This is a genomic window from Streptomyces sp. NPDC000151 (genome assembly GCF_040301705.1).
Taxonomy (GTDB): Bacteria; Actinomycetota; Actinomycetes; order Streptomycetales; family Streptomycetaceae; genus Streptomyces.
This window is the reverse complement of record NZ_JBEPFC010000002.1, coordinates 35,815-51,382: the sequence shown is the minus strand read 5'-3', so window position 1 is coordinate 51,382 and position 15,568 is coordinate 35,815. Positions and strand designations below refer to the sequence as shown.

Here is a 15,568-nt window from a genome sequence, read left to right as displayed (position 1 = left end):
AAGGGGCCGGTCTGCCGGGGGTGCAGAACCGGCCCCTGGTCAGGGGTGACCGAACGCCTTACTCGGCAGGCTTGCGGAAAGCCTTGATCACGCTGGCGTAGCTGTTCTTGGCGTGCCCCTGCGCGACGATGCGCTCCATCAGCGCCTCGGAGTACTTGGGCAGTTCGGCGTCGACGCCGATCGCCTCGCTCTCGTGGACGAGGTGCTTGAGCGCGGCCAGGTGCGTCTCAAGGGTGGCGTCGTTGGCGGGGAACTTGCCGTCACCCGCGTCGATCTGGGCGGCGTAGTCGGCCGTGAACATCTTGATGGCATCGAGCCACATGTGCGCCCAGGGCAGGAACTCCTCCGCCTTGACGCCGGCGGTCTCCACCACCGCGACACCGTGCAGGAAGCTGTTCAGGGTGCCCCACATCAGACCGAGCAGCGAGACGTCGAACAGCGAAGGCTTGCCATGGTCGGTGCCGAGGTAGGTGGTGCCGCCGCCGAGCTGCTTCAGGACGGGCTCGTGGGCGTCGAAGACGCCCTTGTCGCCGGCGTAGAAGAGCACGGAGGTCTCGGCGCCGATACCGGGCGGCGTGATCATGATGGCGCCGTCGAGGTACTGGGCGCCGTGCTTCCGCGCCCACTCGGCGGTCTGCCGGGCCTGGTCGGAGGAGCCGCTGGTCAGGTTGACCACGACCTTGCCGCGCAGGCCGTCGCCGAGCGAGCCGATGACGTCGTGGACCACGTCGTACGTCGACACGCAGACGACCACGAGCTCGCTCGCGGCGACCGCCTCGGCCGGCGTGGCGGCCAGGACCGCGCCGTCCGCGACGAGCTTGCCGGCCTTGTCCGCCGAGCGGTTCCATACGGTCGTCCTGTGGCCTGCCTTGAGGAACGTGGCGGCCAGCGCCTGTCCCATCAGGCCGAGGCCGATGACCGTCACCGCGTTGCGGTTGTCACCCATGAAAAAGTCCTCCATTGCACGTCGTACGGAAAAGAAAGGTGCTGAGCCCGGCCGGCTCAGAGAAAGACGGTCCCCGGCTCCATGCCGAGCAGGACCCGGCCCTGCAGCTCCAGATTCACGTCGACCTGGGCGAGGGCGTGCAGGGAAAAGCCCTGGATGTCGCGGTGGAAGCGCTGCAGATGGACATCGCGCCGGATGACCGATCCCCCGCTGGCGTTGAAGAGGATCTCCACCGCCTCCTTGGACAGCTGGGCGGCGAACGCGGTCTGGCCGCGCACGATCGCCTTCTCCGCGTCGGTCGGCTGCACCCCGGCGTCGGCCCGCTCCTGAAGCAGCGTCAGCCAGCGCTCGGACAGGGCCTCGGCGGCGTCGATCTTGTTGGCCGCGGTGGCGACCTGTATCTGCGTCAGCGGGTGCAGCTTCTGGTCGGTCCAGTCGGTGTACGTGATCCCGCGGCCGGGCAGCCGGTCGAGGAACAGTTCGTACGCACCGCGCGCGATGCCGATGAACACCGCGGCGCACTCGGCCATGACAAAGCTGAGCAGCCCGTAATTGCGTCCGGTGGCACCGGTGTTGGAGCGGTCCCCGGTCGCGCTGACCATCACTTCCTCGAAGGACACCGCGTGGTGCGCCGGTACGAAGACGTTCTCGGCGACCGCGGTGGCGCTGCCGGTGCCGGCGCCCGCTGAGACGTCCCAGTCGTCGACCACCTTCAGGTCGCTCATCGGGACGACGGCCATGATCTCGCCCTGGCTGCCGTCCGGGTTCTCCACCATCGCGGCCGTGAAGTCCCAGTCGGCGCCCTTGCAGCCGGTGTTGAACTTCCAGCTGCCGTTGAGGAGGTAGCCGCCGTCCGTGGGGGTCGCGATGCCGGTCGGCGCGAAGGCGCTGGAGATCTTGACCGAGCCGTCGGCGAAGATCTCCTCCTGGGCCTTGTCCGGGTAGAGCGTGGCGGTCCAGGTGCTCGTCACCCACACCATGGTCACCCATGCGGCGGCCGGGCAGCCGCGGCCGATCTCGGTGATGACCTTCGTCTGGTCGGCGAGGGGCAGGTCGAGGCCGCCGAACCGCCGGGGCACGGCCATGCGGAACACCCCGGCCTTTTCGAGGAGTTCGATGCTCTCGTCCAAGAGCCAGCCCCTCTCCTCCCCCGCGCGGCCGTTCTCGCGGAGGGTCGGGACGATGCTGCGCACGGCATCCAGTACGGCTGCCAGGTCGTCGTTCGTGGCCATTCCGGCTCCTCGATAGTGCGGTTCCTTCTTGCCGGTCGAGAGGCGCGAAAGCACAGCACTCTCAGGGCACCGGGAACATTACTGAATGCCGGGCAGAACTCAGTAAGACTTTGCCCATTGCCCGGTCATCACCCGCGCCACCCAATTGACCTGCGCAATTACCGCGCAGTTACTCGGAAATGAACGGCGGCGACCCGGGCGGTGGCGTATGACACCATCCCCTGCATGACACTTTCATGGCCTGACCTCGTAAGGACCGCGACCGAAGACACCACCGCGGCACTGGAAAAGGGCGCGCACCAGGACTGGCGCCAAAAGGCCGGCGAGCTGGACTGGGACTGCCGGGAAACCCTTTCGCACATCGCGCTCGGCGTCGTGGGATACGCGGGTCTGCTCATCGCCCGGCCCACCGACCGCTACATCACGCTGTTCTCCTCGATCGACGAGCACGCTCCCGTTCCGGCCGCCCTCGAAGGCCTCCGGATCGCCGGCACGCTGCTGGCCGGCACGGTCCGCGACACCCCGCCCGAGGTCCGCGCCTGGCACCCGTACGGACACTCCGACGCCGCCGGTTTCGCCGCCATGGGCATCCTTGAACTGGTCGTACACGGCCGGGACATCGGGCGCGCCGTCGGTGTCGACTACGTACCGTCGGACGAGCTGGCCGCCCCCGTGGTCGAGCGCCTCTTCCCCGACGCCCCCGCCGGACACGGGCCCGCCGAGACCCTGCTGTGGTGTACGGGCCGCCTTGAACTCCCCGGCCTGCCGCGCCGTGCGGGATGGCAGTGGGACGGCCGCGTCCGATGACGGAATGACGCGATCCGCGACGGTCCGATGTGCCGCCGGCGACTCCTCCGGGAGTCGCCGGCGGCATTTTGCATAACGGGAGAATTCACGGCCTCCCGTGGCGCACCGGTCGGAGAGATCAACTCATTACCGCGACATGGGCGGGACGTTGAACCGGGCCCCATAGTGTCGGGCCACGGAATGCACAGGCGTCACTCCCGCAGCAGACGCCGAGCCCCTCCTGAAGAAGGCAGGCAGATACCACCATGTCGCAGCTCGACGCGGATCTGGAAAAGCACACCTCGCAGTATGTCGAGGCGTTCAACGCCGGCGACTTCGACACGGTCGACGGTTTCTACACCGCGGACGCCGTCGCCGTATGGGAGCCGGGCAAGCCGCTCACCGGCAACGCCCGCAAGGAATATCAGCGGGCCTTCCTGGCCCGCCGGCCGAAGATGACGGCTACGCCGCGGCAGTCGTTCGTCACCGGAGACACCGCCCTGATGATCGTCGACTGGGTGATCGAGTCCGTCGACGACGACGGCGCACCCGAGCGCCTGGAAGGGATCGGCGTCGATGTGCTGACCCGGGGCGAGGACCGGATATGGCGGTACGCGATCGACGACCCGTACGGGCAGCAGAGCTGATCCGTCCGCGGCGGTACGTCCGCGGCGGCACAGAGGAACAACAGTCCCATCAGCAAGAAGATCAGAAAGACGGGACCGTTCCGCGATGCGGGACGGCAGTGAGTACACGGGGGAACAGTCCGATCATGAAGCCCAATAGTCACCGGCGGCCGTCACGCCGCACACTCCTCAGGGCGGCGGGAGCGGCGGCCGTCGCGGTGCCCGCGGCCGGCGCCCTCGCCAGTGTCGCGTCGGGTGCGAGTCCGGCCGAGGAGAGCACCGACTGGGACGTCATCGTCATCGGCGCGGGCTTCGCCGGCCTCACGGCGGCCCGCGAGCTGCGGGCCCGCGGCAAGCGCGTGCTCGTCCTGGAGGCCCGCGACCGGATCGGCGGGCGCACCTGGACGGACACGTACGCCGGGCAGTTGGTGGAGCGCGGCGGCACCTGGGTCGAGGCGACCCAGCCGCACCTCGGCGCCGAACTCAAGCGTTATTCGCTGGCGCTGGAGGAGGACCAGCCGATCGAGCGGGCGTTCTTGCCGACGCCGAGCGGGCCGAAGGAGTTCACGCCGGACGACGGATTCGGCCGCATCGGCGCCATTTTCGACCGGATGTACGACGGGTCCCGGGAGTACTTCGCGAAGCCGTACGAGCCGCTGTACCGCGCGGATCTGCTGCAGAGCCTGGACAAGCTGACGCTCCGCGACCGGCTGAATCAGCTCTCCCTCACACCCGAGGAAGAGCTGCTCATCAACGGGCAGACCGCGGTGTACTCCGGCGGCACGAGCGACATGGGTGCGTTCACCATGTTCGCGCAGTGGTGGGCACTGGCCGGCTGGTCCAACGCGGGCTGGAACGACACCCAGCGCTACCGCATAGCCAAGGGCACCCACGCCCTGCTCCAGGCGATGATCGACGAGACGAGGCCGACCGTCCGGCTGAGCACACCGGTCGCCTCCGTCGCCGACACCGGCGCCACGGTCTACGTCACCACCAAGGCGGGCAGGAAGTACAGCGCCGCGAAGGTCGTCGTCGCGATCCCGGCCAACGCCTGGTCCACCCTCAAGTTCTCGCCCTCCTTGCCCCCTGCCCTGACGGCCGCGTCGGACCAGGGCATCGCCGTGAAGAACGCGGTCAAGCTGTGGATCCACGCCCGCAAGGGAGCGGGCCGGTTCTACGGCCAGGGCGCCGAGGGCGGCTCGCCGATCCCCATGCTGCTGCCCTTCAAGGAAACCTCCGAGGGCATGCTGTACATCGCCTTCAGTACCGACCCGACCCTCGACCCGGCCAGCACCGCGCAGGTCAAGAGCGCGGTGCAGAAGCTCGGGGTGGACCTCGACGTCATCGGCGTCAAGGCGCACGACTGGGGCCGGGATCCTTATGCGCGCGGCGGCTGGGCGTTCCGCAGGCCGGGCCAGCTCACCACGCTCTACCCGGACGTGACCGAGCCCAAGGGCCGGCTCTCCTTCGCCAGCGGTGACATCGCCAACGGCTGGAGCGGCTTCATCGACGGCGCCATCGAATCGGGTCTGCGCGCCGCCAGGCAGGCAGCCGGCGAGGCATAGGCCGCACGTCCGTCCGCGCCTCGCGCACCTCACCTCGGCTTCGGCCATTCAACCACCGGAAGGGAACGGCACACTCATGTCCTTCACCGTCGACTTCGACCCGGAACGCCCCGATCTCACCGATGACACCGATACCCAGAACGAGATCTTCATCCAGGTGTTCAACTCGGGTGACGGCGAGCTGTTCAACCGTCTCTACCTGGAGGACTCGATCTCGAACTTCTCCGGCGAGCCCCTGACGGGCGCCGCCCGGCTGAAGTTCTTCAAGGACTTCCTGGCGGCCAAGCCCACCCTGAAGGCGACCGTCACGCATTCCTACGTCGCCGGTGACGTGGCGCTGATCGGCGTCGACTACCGCATCGACTCCACCGGCCCCGACGGTGAGCCGGTCCGCCTGGAAGGCAACTGCACCGACGTGCTGCGGCGCACCGCCGACGGCCGCTGGCTGATGGCCATCGACCGGCCGGTCGCCGCGACGGGACTGGTCGCCGACTAGTACGCGACGGGACCCCCTGGCCCGCCAGGGGGTCCCGTCATGCCGTAGGTGCCATCCGCAGGTCGAGCGAGGAGCAACAGTGGCCACACAGGAAGAACTGGCGTCCGTACTGGACGCCGTACGGGACATCGTGCCCACCCTGCGCCGCAACGGCGCGGGCGCGGAGGAGAACCGGTGGATCCCCCAGGAGAACCTGGATCTGCTGGAGAAGGCGGGGGTGTTCCGCGCGGCCGTGCCGCGGGCCCACGGGGGCCTCGACCTCGACGCGGCCGGACAGTTCAAGGTGATCGCGGAGGTCGCCCGCGGCTGCCCGTCCACCGGCTGGCTGACCATGGTCTGGCTGACCAGCACCTGGGCCGCCTCGTTGTATCCCGACCGGGCCCAGGAAGGGGTCTTCACGGGCGGCAGCACACGGGTGTCCATCGTGTTCGCGCCCACCGGTACGCTCGTCCCCGTCGACGGCGGCTACCGGCTCAATGGAACCTGGCGGTTCAACTCCGGCTGCCGGGGCGCTGATTGGGACCTGCTGGCCGCCATGGTCGAGCACCCGGACGGGACCAGTGAGGAACTGGTCGCCCTGGTGCCCACCGCCGAGCTGAGCCTCGCCGACGACTGGGACGTCTCCGCCGGCTCGGGCACCGGCAGTGTCACCACGACCGCCACGGATGTCTTCGTACCCGCGCATCGCGTGGTGGCCCTGGAAGAGGCCATGGTCAGCGCGACGGGGGAACGCTCCAACACGGGTGCGACGGGGCGCAATTACGGCCTGCTCGGGTACGTGCTCTCCGGTGTCGCGGCGGCGTTCGTGGGCATCGCCCGCGGTGCGTACGAACTCTTCCTGGAGCGGCTGCCCGGCCGCGGCATCACGTACACGGAGTGGACCGACCAGCGCCTGCACCCGCTCACCCAGCAGCAGGTGGCCACGGCGGCCAACAAGATCGATGCGGCCGAGGCACTCGCCGGCCGCTGGCTGGAGGTCCTCCAGACCGCGGCCGATGCCGGTGAGCAGCCCACCGACGCCGAGAAGGCCGTGGTTCGCGGCCAAACGGCGTACGCCGCGCAGCTGGCCAAGGAGGCGGTGGAGCTGCTGTTCTCCGCGAGCGGTGGCTCGGTCATCCGGCGCGATGTGGACCTGCAGCGCTTCCACCGCGACATCCAGGGGTTTTCGCTGCATGCGCTGGTGCAGCTCAATGCCAACCTGGAGGTCCAGGGACGGGTCCTGGCCGGCCTGGAGCCGGGCACGTACTTCCTCTGATCTCCTCCGAGCGCGCTGAGCAGCGAAGCCCGGGCCGTCGGTGACGGCCCGGGCTTCGTGCTCGCTCGCGATGCGCCGCCTCAGGAGGCGGCGGTCGGCTTTCCGAAGCGGCCGTTGACGAACAGCAGCTCGTCCTCCCGCGTTCCCTGGCCGGCCCCGAGCACTGTACCGATGAAGATCGTGTGGTCACCAAAGACGTGCGACTCGGTCAGCTCGCACTCCAGCCAGGCCACCGCGCCACCGAGCAGCGGCGCACCCGTGTGGTCGCCCGCGCGCCAGCCGACGCTCTCGAACTGTGCGGCGCCCAGCGTACGGTCCTTGTCGGCGAAATGGCGGGCCAGCTCTTCCTGGTGGGCCCCGAGTATGTTCACCGCGAAGCGCCCCGCCTTGGTCAGGGCCGTGTGCATCACCGCGCTGTGGCCCACGCTGCACAGCACGGACGGTGGTTCCAGCGAGACGGAGCAGAAGGCGTTCGCCGTCATGGCGTGGAGGTGCTCCCCGCCCACGGTGAGCACCGTGACTCCGGTGGCGAAGCGGGACATCGCCCCGCGCAGCCGGTCGGGCGCCACCGGTTCCGTACCGGAACGCACGGCGGCGTAATCGAGTTCAGCGGACGCGGAATTCATGCAACTCTCTCCGATTGGTCACACCGGTCACGTCTGGGCCGTCCGCGTGAAAAGGGCAGCCGGCGGCTTCAACGTACCCATGCCGCTTCGCGGTTCTCCCATGCCCGGGTAACCATCCCGCCATCTGCCCCGACCGGCACGCAATGACCCCTCAGTGACCGGCGATTGACCGGGCCCCCGGACGCTGTAAACATGAATGAGATCGCTGCCACATCCGGAACGGCCGAGCTTGCCGAGCCCTATCTGCGCCAGGTACTCGGCGCCGCGGGACTCGCCGTCGAATACGTCCGGGCCGAGGGAAACACGCTCTACCAGCAGCATGCCGACGGTACGGAAGTTCCGGTCACCGACTTCGCCGGCGGATACGGATCGGTGCTGCTCGGCCACAACCATCCGGAGATCATCGAGCGCGCGCGGGAACTGCTGGCCGAGCAGACCCCGGTACACGCCCAGTTCTCCCGCCACCCCTACGCCAACGACCTGGCGGCCGAGCTGAACCGCATCATCCACCGAGAGCTCGACGTCGACGAGCCCTATTTCGCCATCTTCGGGAACAGCGGAGCGGAGGCGGTGGAGGCCGCCGTCAAACACGCTGAGCTGGACCGCGGCATGCGGATCTCCGACCTGCTCGCCGACATCGAAGCCGGGTTCGGCGTGGCGCGGGAAGCCGTGGCCACCAGGGCCGCCACCGTCCCGGGCCGGACGCCCGCCCGGCTCGGACTCGCGCGCCCGGCCGACGACAACGATGTCCTCGACCTCCTGGAAGCGGAGATCAGGCGGCTCAACGAGGAGAGCGCCGCGACTCCTCCGCTTTTCCTGGCCCTTGAGGGGGGCTTCCACGGAAAGCTCGCCGGAAGCGTACAGCTGACCCACAACGAAGGCTACCGACTGCCGTTCAAATCGCTGGCCGCACAGGCCCGATTTGTGCCGCACGGCAGGCCGGAGGTGCTCAAGGAAATCCACACCGAGGAGCGCCGGGTCCTCCTCGGCCTGGCCGTCACCGACGGCGAGATCACGGTGACCGAGCGCGAGCTTCCGGTTTTCTGTGCCTTTCTGGTCGAGCCGATTCAGGGCGAGGGCGGAATTCACGTCCTGACCCCCGAATTCGCCCAGGAGATCCAGGAGTTCTGCGCGGAGGTCGACTGCCCGGTCGTCGTCGACGAGATTCAAAGCGGAATGGGCCGGACCGGAATGCTACTCGCCAGTTCGCGACTCGGACTGCGCGGTGACTACTACACCCTCGCCAAGACGCTCGGCGGCGGCATCGCAAAAACCTCGGTCATGCTGGTACGGAAGGCCCGCTATCGCCGAGAGTTCGAAATCGTGCACAGCTCGACCTTCGCGAAGGACAGCTTCTCCTGTCATATCGCGCTCAAGGTCCTGGAGATCCTGGAGCGGGACGGCGGGCGAGCGTACCGCCGGGCGGAGGAGCGGGGCGAGAAGCTGCGCGCCGAACTGGACGCGGTGCACGCGGACTTCCCGGACGTGGTCAAGGAGGTACGGGGGCAAGGGCTCATGCTCGGCCTGGAGTTCCACGACCAGTCCGACGCCTCCTCGCCGGAGCTCCGGGAGCTCGCGGGCAGCGGCCTGTTCGGCTACTTCCTGGCCGGTCACCTGCTGCGTCGGCACCGGGTGCGGACGTTCCCGACGGCCAGCGCGCTGAACACGCTGCGGTTCGAGCCGTCGATCGATGTCACGAATGCGGACATCGAACGTTTGGGCGGAGGATTGCGAGATGTGTGCACACTGTTGCGTAAAGGGGCGGGTGAGGTACTCGCCTCCTCCGGCGACTGATTGATCCATCGGGTCCGCATGACACCTCTCGCCGGCCCGCGTGCCAACGGGGGCCGGGGCAGTGGCGGGGGCCGGTGCTGCCGACGCGCGGACCATCGGTCATGCCGCACGAGAACGAAGAACGGGGGAAGTTCATGCAGTTCCGATTGCTGGGACCGTTGGAGATCGAGAACGGAGAGGACCTGGTGGACCTGGGGGGACGGCGGCAGCGCGCGGCGCTGTCGTTCCTTCTGCTGCACGCCAACCAGGTGGTGTCCACCAGTCAGCTGCTTTCGGCGCTCTGGGCGGGCGACGACCCGCCCGTGAGCGCGCGGAAGATCCTGCAGAACGCCATCTGGAAGCTGCGCGGCGTCCTGTCCCGGCCGCCGCTGTCCGAGCACGCCCCGCAGCTGCTGACCCGGGCCCCCGGCTACCTGCTCCGGGTACCGGCACAGCGGGTCGACCTGCTCGTCTACCAGCAGGGGGTGGCGGCCGGGCGGGCGGCGCTGGCCGCCGGTGATCCGCAGCTCGCCTGGCAGACCCTCCACGAGGCACTCTCCCTGTGGCGCGGGCCCGTGCTCGCCGACCTGGTGGAGGAGGGCACCTGCTGGCCGGAACTGACCGCGGTGCAGAACCGGCGGCACGACGTCATGGAGGACCACTTCGAGGCGGCCCTCGCCTGCGGCCGGCACCAGCTGGTCCTGGGCAAACTGAAGGCCCTCGTGGAGGCCGAGCCGCTGCGGGAACGCGCCGCGGGGCAGCTGATGCTGGCGTTGTACCGGTGCGGGCGGCAGGCCGAGGCGCTGGCGGTCTTCGGGCGGGTGCGCGCCGCGCTCGTGGAGGGCCTCGGGCTGGAACCGGGCCGGGAGCTGCGCCGACTGCATCAGGCGATCCTCACCCACGACCCGGCTCTGGACACCCCGGCCCGCGATACGACGGCCCTCGCCTCCCTTTCGGTGGCCGAGGCCGCCCGGCCCCGTGCCGAAGAGCCCGGGTCCGCCCGTACGGAAGCGCCCGGGTCCGCCCGTACGGAAGCGCCCGGGTCCGCGCATGCCGAAGGGCCCCGGACCGCCGCTGCGGAAGAGCCCCGGCAGCCGCCGGCCGGTACGGACGAAGGCCCGCACACGGGCGCGGCGGCCCGCACCGCGAGCGTGGTGATGTTCCGCTTCGGCCTCGGCGACGAGCTGAGCGGTCTGCCTCCCGAGGACGGTGACCAGGTCCTCGACGCCCTGACCCAGCTCGCCAAGGAGAAGACGGAGCTGCACGGCGGCCGGGTCGCCTCGATACTCGGATCGCTGCTGCTCGCGGTGTTCACCGGCGATACGGAACGCTCCGGTGACGCCGCGGGGGCGGTGCGCGCCGCCGCGGCCGTACGCGAAAGCCTCAGCATCCCGACCGGCACCCTGGCACCCCCGCAGTCCGCGGTCCGGGGGCTGACCCTGCATGCGGCCGTCACCACCGGCGAGGCCGTCGTGCGGCGTCAGCCCGACAGGGGCGCGACACCGCTGTGGGTGGGCGGAGCGATCGTCGACACCTGCCGGACGATGCTGGGGCATGTGCAGGCCGGTGAGATCCATGTCTGCGACACAACGCGCCGGCTGGCCGAGCGGAGCGCCACCTTCCGGCACGCCTGCGCCTCGGCGTTCGCCCCCTGGGAGCTGCACGCCGTGACCGAGGAGCCGACCGGCGCGACGCCCCGCCCCGAGACCGGGCCATCGGCCCACGAGAGCGAACTGGACCTGATGCAGCACCTGCTGCTGCGCACACGGGAGCGCGCCACCTCCCACCTCATCACGCTCGTCGACGCCTCCGGCCGGGGCAAGACGCGGCTTCTGATGGAGTTCCAGCGCCGGGTCGAGCGGGACTTCGGCGGGCAGGTGCGCGTGCTCGCCGGCACGGTCCGGCCGCCCGCTGCGGGCCGGCCGCCGGCCGTTCCGGCGGCGGGTCTCGCCGCGTACTGCGGAATCGATCCCGCGCACCCCGCCCACCACGGCCCCGACCGGCTGCGGGAGACGCTCGAACGGATCGAGGACGACGCACGGACCAGACGGGCCGTGTTCGCGGCGCTGGCGCCGACCCTCTCCGCTCCCCCGCCCCTGCACACCCCCCAGGCCCAGCGGGACGTCCTCGCGGCGTGGGGGACGTTCCTGGCAGGGGCGGCGCGGGAGCAGCCGCTGGTGGTGATCTGGGACGACCTGCAGCACGCCGACGATGCGCTGCTGGACGCGGTGGAGCGGCTCACCACCTCGCACGCGGGCGTGCCGCTGCTCAGCATCGTCGGTGCGGACCCCGGACTGCTGGACCGGCGCCCCGGTTGGGCGACCGGCCGCCCGCGCACCATGTCCCTCAGCGTCACCCCCGCGCCCGGCGACGCCCTGGACCGTCTCCTCGAATCCCTGCTGCCGCCGGTCCAGGAGCCCGAGGTCGCCTGAGGGCGCGTCTTTCGGACGCGGCCTAGGCCCCTCCGGGGAGGCCCAGGCCGGGGGTCCGTACCGCGCGGGCCAGGGTGCGGAGGGCCTCCGGAGTGGCCGGGGCGTCGCCCGGCAGGGCGATCACCGCCGATTCGATCAGCAGGGACACCGCGAGGACATGCGGACGGGCCGTGGGCCGGTGCGCCGGGCCCACGGTCCTGTAGCGGGCCGGCCGGGCGGTCCGCCCGGGCCGGGTGACCGAGTCGATCACCTGTCGCGCCCACACCGCGAGCCCGGCCCGCAGCGTGGCCCGTGCCGGACCGTCCAGATCCGGCACGGTCGCCAGGCCCTCGTCGAAGCGGGCCAGGATCGTGTGCGCGTGCTCGGCGAGCAGCGCGCCCCCACGCGTCATACGGGGGGCCGCCGGGCGTTCGGGAACCGGGCGTGGCCCGGCGCGCTGCGGCAGCTGGGCCCGCCGCAGCCCCTCGTGGAGGGCCGCGGCGAACTGCCGCCCGACGAAGACCGCGAGCGAGGCGTCCTGTTCCATGGCGAGCCCGTCTTCCCTGGCGAGCCTGTCTTCCCTGGCGATGCTGTCTTCCATGGACGAAGCACACCAAGTCCCGCACACGCCACGCTCATTCACGCTTCCATCCGACGGTCATCACCCGGGCGTGCGTCACGACGCGCCCCTCCGCTCGCGGTCGTAAGCGCCCGTACCGCGCCGTGCCCGCCGTACGGCCGGTCCGCGGCTCACGCCCCGTTCCCCGTACCGCTTGGCCCCGGCGACCGGCGCCATCCGCCGTGGCAGCGGGACGGGCTCACGGAGCCGCGAGAGCGTCAGCGTGCCACCGTGCTGCCTGCCACTCCCCCACAACGGCCGCCGCCGCAGCAGCTCGGGGTGGCCGCAGGCCACGACGAGCAGCGCGGTCCTGCCGGTGCCCGAGGAGAGTTCCGCCACCCAGTCCAGTACGTCGTCGTCGGCCAGATGGAGGTCGTCGAGGCACAGGACCAGCGGCTGCCTCTGTGCCGTACGTTCGATCAGCTCCCGCCAGGCCGCAAGGACGTCACCGGGCCGGGCCGGGCCCGGCAGTCCCGGCGGGGGAACCAGCATGCGCAGCAACCGTGCCTCATCGGCTTCGGATGCCGCGAGGTCGCTCACCAGCGCTCTGAGCCGGTGCTCCGGTGGGCCCAGGGCCGGGGCGCCCTGCGGCGTGCCCCAGGCGTCGAGGAGAGCCGCGGCCATGCCCGCGGCGTCCGGACCGCCCTTCAGCGCCCGCGGGCGTACCACGCGCACCTCGTCCGAGTCCCGGGCGACCCGGCGCTCGAACTGCGCCACCAAGCGCGTCTTGCCGACGCCCCGCTCGCCCAGCACGGTCAGCAGGCAGGGGACCTCGTGGTGCCCCGAGTACTCGAGGAGGCTGTCCAGGACGGCCAGTTCGCGCTCGCGTCCGTGCGGGGCGTCGACACCGCGCACGACCGCGCCGCGCGGACGCAGGGCGTGCGCCTGGCGGATGTCGGTCACCGGCTCCGGTCCGCGCACGACCTGGCTGTACTGGACCCAGTCGTCGGTGTCGCGGGCCACGTCGTCGCTGACGTACACCTCTCCGGCGGGGACGGCGGCGAGCAGGCCGTGTGCCCGGTCCAGCAGTGTGCCCACCACGAAGATCGCGGCGGTCGGGTCGTGCGGTTCGTGCCGGACGATCGCCGTCCCCTCGGTCACCACGGCCCGCAGCACGGTGCCCGACCGGTGTGCCAGGCGTTCGCGCGCCTGGAAGGCCGCCCGTACCGCGTTCAGTGGTGCCTCGCCCGGGTCGGCGCGCAGCCCGAACACGGCCGCGGACAGCCCGCCCATCGAGCCGACCAAGGTACCGCCGTGGGCCTCGACGCTCTCGGCGAGCACGGTGACCGTGTCGTGCAAGGAGGTGTCGAGCTGCTCGGGCGCGACCGGCCCGGCAGCGCCGCCGGATTCGGTGCGGACGACCAGGACGCACACATGGCGGCGCTCGGTGACCGAGCCCGGGCCGCCGCCGACCGCCGGGTCCTGCGGCCCCCGTACCGCGGTGGCCGGCTCCTGCGGGAGGGGCCGGGTCCGCTCCAGGGGCGCCGCGGTCGGTGTGTCCGCGACGGCGTGCTCGGGCGGCCCGCCCGCCGCGGACAGGCCGTGGCCGGCCCGGGGCGCGGCGTCCGCATCCGGGCCGGTCACAACGGCGGGTCGGGCGCGCGGGACTTCGGCGCCCTGCTCATCGCTCCAACCGCCGGTGGGCGTCGCGAGCGTCTGGTCGTGCCGCAGGATGCGCTGCTGCAGCGCCCGCAGATCGGCGGACGGCTCCAGTCCGTACTCCTCGACGAGCGCGAGCCGCACTTTGCTGAACACGCCCAGCGCCTCGGCCTGCCGGCCGCAGCGGTACAGGGCGAGCATCAACTGACCGCACAGCCGCTCACGCAGCGGCTCGCCCTCCGCGAAGGAGCTCAGCTCGCCGAGGACCGCGTGGTGACGGCCGCAGGCCAGTTCGGCCTCGAAGCGGTCCTCCATCGCGTCCAGGCGCAACTGCTGCAGTGCGGTCAACTCGGGCCACTCGACGCCCTGTTCCACCAGATCCGACAGCGCGGAGCCGCGCCACTCGCCGAGCGCGTCGCCCAGCAGCGCGGCGGCCTTCGCCGGTTCACCGGCCGCGAGCCGCGCCCGGCCCGCCGCGACCTTGCGGTCGAAGCGGGACGCGTCGAGCCGCTCCGGGTCGACCCGGAGAACGTAACCCGGCGGCCGGGTGAGCAGCTCCGGCCGGACGACGCCGCCGGACGGCTCCGTGCCGTCGGGGTCCGGCAGCAGTGCCCGCAGCCCCCACACCGCGTTCTGCACGATCTTCCGGGCCGTCACCGGCCGGGACTCCTCGGGCCACAGGGCACCGAGCAGCTCACTGGTGGCGATCACCTGGTTGGCCCTCAGCAACAGTAAGCCGAGCACCGCGCGCTGCTTGAATCCCCCCAACGCCAGGCCTCGTCCGCCCTGGTCCACTTCCAACGGCCCCAGCACTCTGAATTCCATGTCCTACCCCCCGTTCACTGAGCGGCCACGTTCCCTCATGCCCGGGCGCCATTGCCCACCCGACCGGCGACTGCGGAACGCACCCCGCGCACAATCACCTCGGCCACCTCGCCGAGGTGCTGGTCCAGATAGAAATGACCGCCGGAGAAGACCCGCACCTCGGCCCCCGCCCGGGTCTGTGCCCGCCAGCCGGCCGCGTCCGGAACGGCGACCACCGGGTCGTCGGCGCCGCACAGCACTGTGATCGGCACGTCCAGCGGCGCCCCGGGCGTCCAGGAGTACGCGGCGAGGGCCCGGTAGTCGGCGCGCAGCGCGGGCAGCACCATCGCGACCAGTTCGGGGTCGTCGAGCAGCTGGGCACCGGTGCCGCCGAGCCGGCGTACGGCCGTCAGGATCGCCTCGTCGTCCGGCGGGGCGTCGTGCGGGTCCGCCCGGAGGGCCGGCGCGCCGCGTCCGGAGAGAAAGAGCCGGACCGGGGCCGGAGCCTGCCGCTCCTGAAGGACCCGCGTGGTCTCGTACGCGAGCAGCGCCCCCATGCTGTGCCCGAAGAACGCCCAGGGCCGGTCGTCGTCGGCCGGCAGCCGTTCGGCAATGGCAGCGGCGAGTTCCCGGATACCGTCCACGGGCGGCTCGAGCCTGCGGTCCTGGCGTCCCGGGTACTGCACCGCCCGCACCTCCAGGTGCGGCGGCAGCAGCCGGGACAGCGGGCCGTACGCGCTCGCCGAACCTCCCGCGTGCGGGAAGCAGATCAGCCTGACCGCGTCCGGCTCGGGCGTGCCGAACCGTCGGAACCACTGGCCGTCCATGGC

At 71.1% G+C, this 15,568-nt stretch carries 13 protein-coding genes; 7 read left to right on the top strand and 6 right to left on the bottom strand.

Annotated elements, in window-relative coordinates; translation table 11 throughout:
• Positions 1-58 precede the first annotated feature (58 nt).
• Positions 59-946, bottom strand: coding sequence for an NAD(P)-dependent oxidoreductase (locus ABT381_RS01275; protein WP_351586298.1), 888 nt, complete (start codon positions 944-946; stop codon positions 59-61).
• Between the two features lie 56 nt (positions 947-1,002).
• A complete protein-coding gene (locus ABT381_RS01270; RefSeq protein ID WP_351586296.1) occupies positions 1,003-2,178 on the bottom strand; it encodes an acyl-CoA dehydrogenase family protein in 1,176 nt (391 codons plus the stop codon).
• Positions 2,179-2,403: 225 nt separating this feature from the next.
• Here ABT381_RS01270 and ABT381_RS01265 point away from each other — a divergent pair, with 225 nt between their 5' ends.
• The 5 genes from ABT381_RS01265 to ABT381_RS01245 all read left to right on the top strand — a co-directional run bounded on the left by ABT381_RS01265 (position 2,404) and on the right by ABT381_RS01245 (position 6,906).
• Positions 2,404-2,985 carry a maleylpyruvate isomerase N-terminal domain-containing protein gene (locus ABT381_RS01265; RefSeq protein ID WP_351586294.1) on the top strand — a complete coding sequence of 194 codons (582 nt, stop codon included), beginning with the start codon at positions 2,404-2,406 and terminating at the stop codon, positions 2,983-2,985.
• A 245-nt stretch (positions 2,986-3,230) separates the two neighbouring features.
• Positions 3,231-3,611, top strand: a complete 381-nt coding sequence (locus ABT381_RS01260; RefSeq protein ID WP_351586292.1) for a YybH family protein — start codon at positions 3,231-3,233, stop codon at positions 3,609-3,611.
• 125 nt (positions 3,612-3,736) lie between these two features.
• Positions 3,737-5,155 (top strand): flavin monoamine oxidase family protein, encoded by a 1,419-nt coding sequence (locus ABT381_RS01255; RefSeq protein ID WP_351586290.1) that lies wholly within the window; start codon positions 3,737-3,739, stop codon positions 5,153-5,155.
• Positions 5,156-5,231: 76 nt separating this feature from the next.
• Complete coding sequence (locus ABT381_RS01250) at positions 5,232-5,651, top strand: YybH family protein (RefSeq protein ID WP_351586288.1); 420 nt, start codon at positions 5,232-5,234, stop codon at positions 5,649-5,651.
• Positions 5,652-5,730: 79 nt separating this feature from the next.
• Entirely contained in the window at positions 5,731-6,906 is a 1,176-nt protein-coding gene (locus ABT381_RS01245) for an acyl-CoA dehydrogenase family protein (protein WP_351586286.1), read from the top strand.
• A gap of 80 nt (positions 6,907-6,986) precedes the next feature.
• On the opposite strand, the gene ABT381_RS01240 is transcribed toward ABT381_RS01245, so the two are convergent.
• Entirely contained in the window at positions 6,987-7,532 is a 546-nt protein-coding gene (locus ABT381_RS01240) for a flavin reductase family protein (RefSeq protein ID WP_351586284.1), read from the bottom strand.
• Between the two features lie 192 nt (positions 7,533-7,724).
• Between ABT381_RS01240 and ABT381_RS01235 the strand changes: the two genes are divergently transcribed.
• Both ABT381_RS01235 and ABT381_RS01230 read left to right on the top strand, forming a co-directional pair.
• Positions 7,725-9,326, top strand: coding sequence for an aspartate aminotransferase family protein (locus tag ABT381_RS01235; protein ID WP_351586282.1), 1,602 nt, complete (start codon positions 7,725-7,727; stop codon positions 9,324-9,326).
• Positions 9,327-9,427: 101 nt separating this feature from the next.
• Positions 9,428-11,737 carry an ATP-binding protein gene (locus ABT381_RS01230; protein WP_351586280.1) on the top strand — a complete coding sequence of 770 codons (2,310 nt, stop codon included), beginning with the start codon at positions 9,428-9,430 and terminating at the stop codon, positions 11,735-11,737.
• A 22-nt stretch (positions 11,738-11,759) separates the two neighbouring features.
• Here ABT381_RS01230 and ABT381_RS01225 read toward each other — a convergent pair whose 3' ends face one another.
• The 3 genes from ABT381_RS01225 to ABT381_RS01215 all read right to left on the bottom strand — a co-directional run bounded on the left by ABT381_RS01225 (position 11,760) and on the right by ABT381_RS01215 (position 15,565).
• Positions 11,760-12,317, bottom strand: coding sequence for a hypothetical protein (locus tag ABT381_RS01225; protein ID WP_351586278.1), 558 nt, complete (start codon positions 12,315-12,317; stop codon positions 11,760-11,762).
• A gap of 75 nt (positions 12,318-12,392) precedes the next feature.
• Positions 12,393-14,759: an ATP-binding protein gene (locus ABT381_RS01220; RefSeq protein WP_351586276.1), complete on the bottom strand. Its 2,367-nt coding sequence runs from the start codon at positions 14,757-14,759 to the stop codon at positions 12,393-12,395.
• A 35-nt stretch (positions 14,760-14,794) separates the two neighbouring features.
• Positions 14,795-15,565: a thioesterase II family protein gene (locus ABT381_RS01215; protein WP_351586274.1), complete on the bottom strand. Its 771-nt coding sequence runs from the start codon at positions 15,563-15,565 to the stop codon at positions 14,795-14,797.
• Between the last annotated feature and the right edge of the window lie 3 nt (positions 15,566-15,568).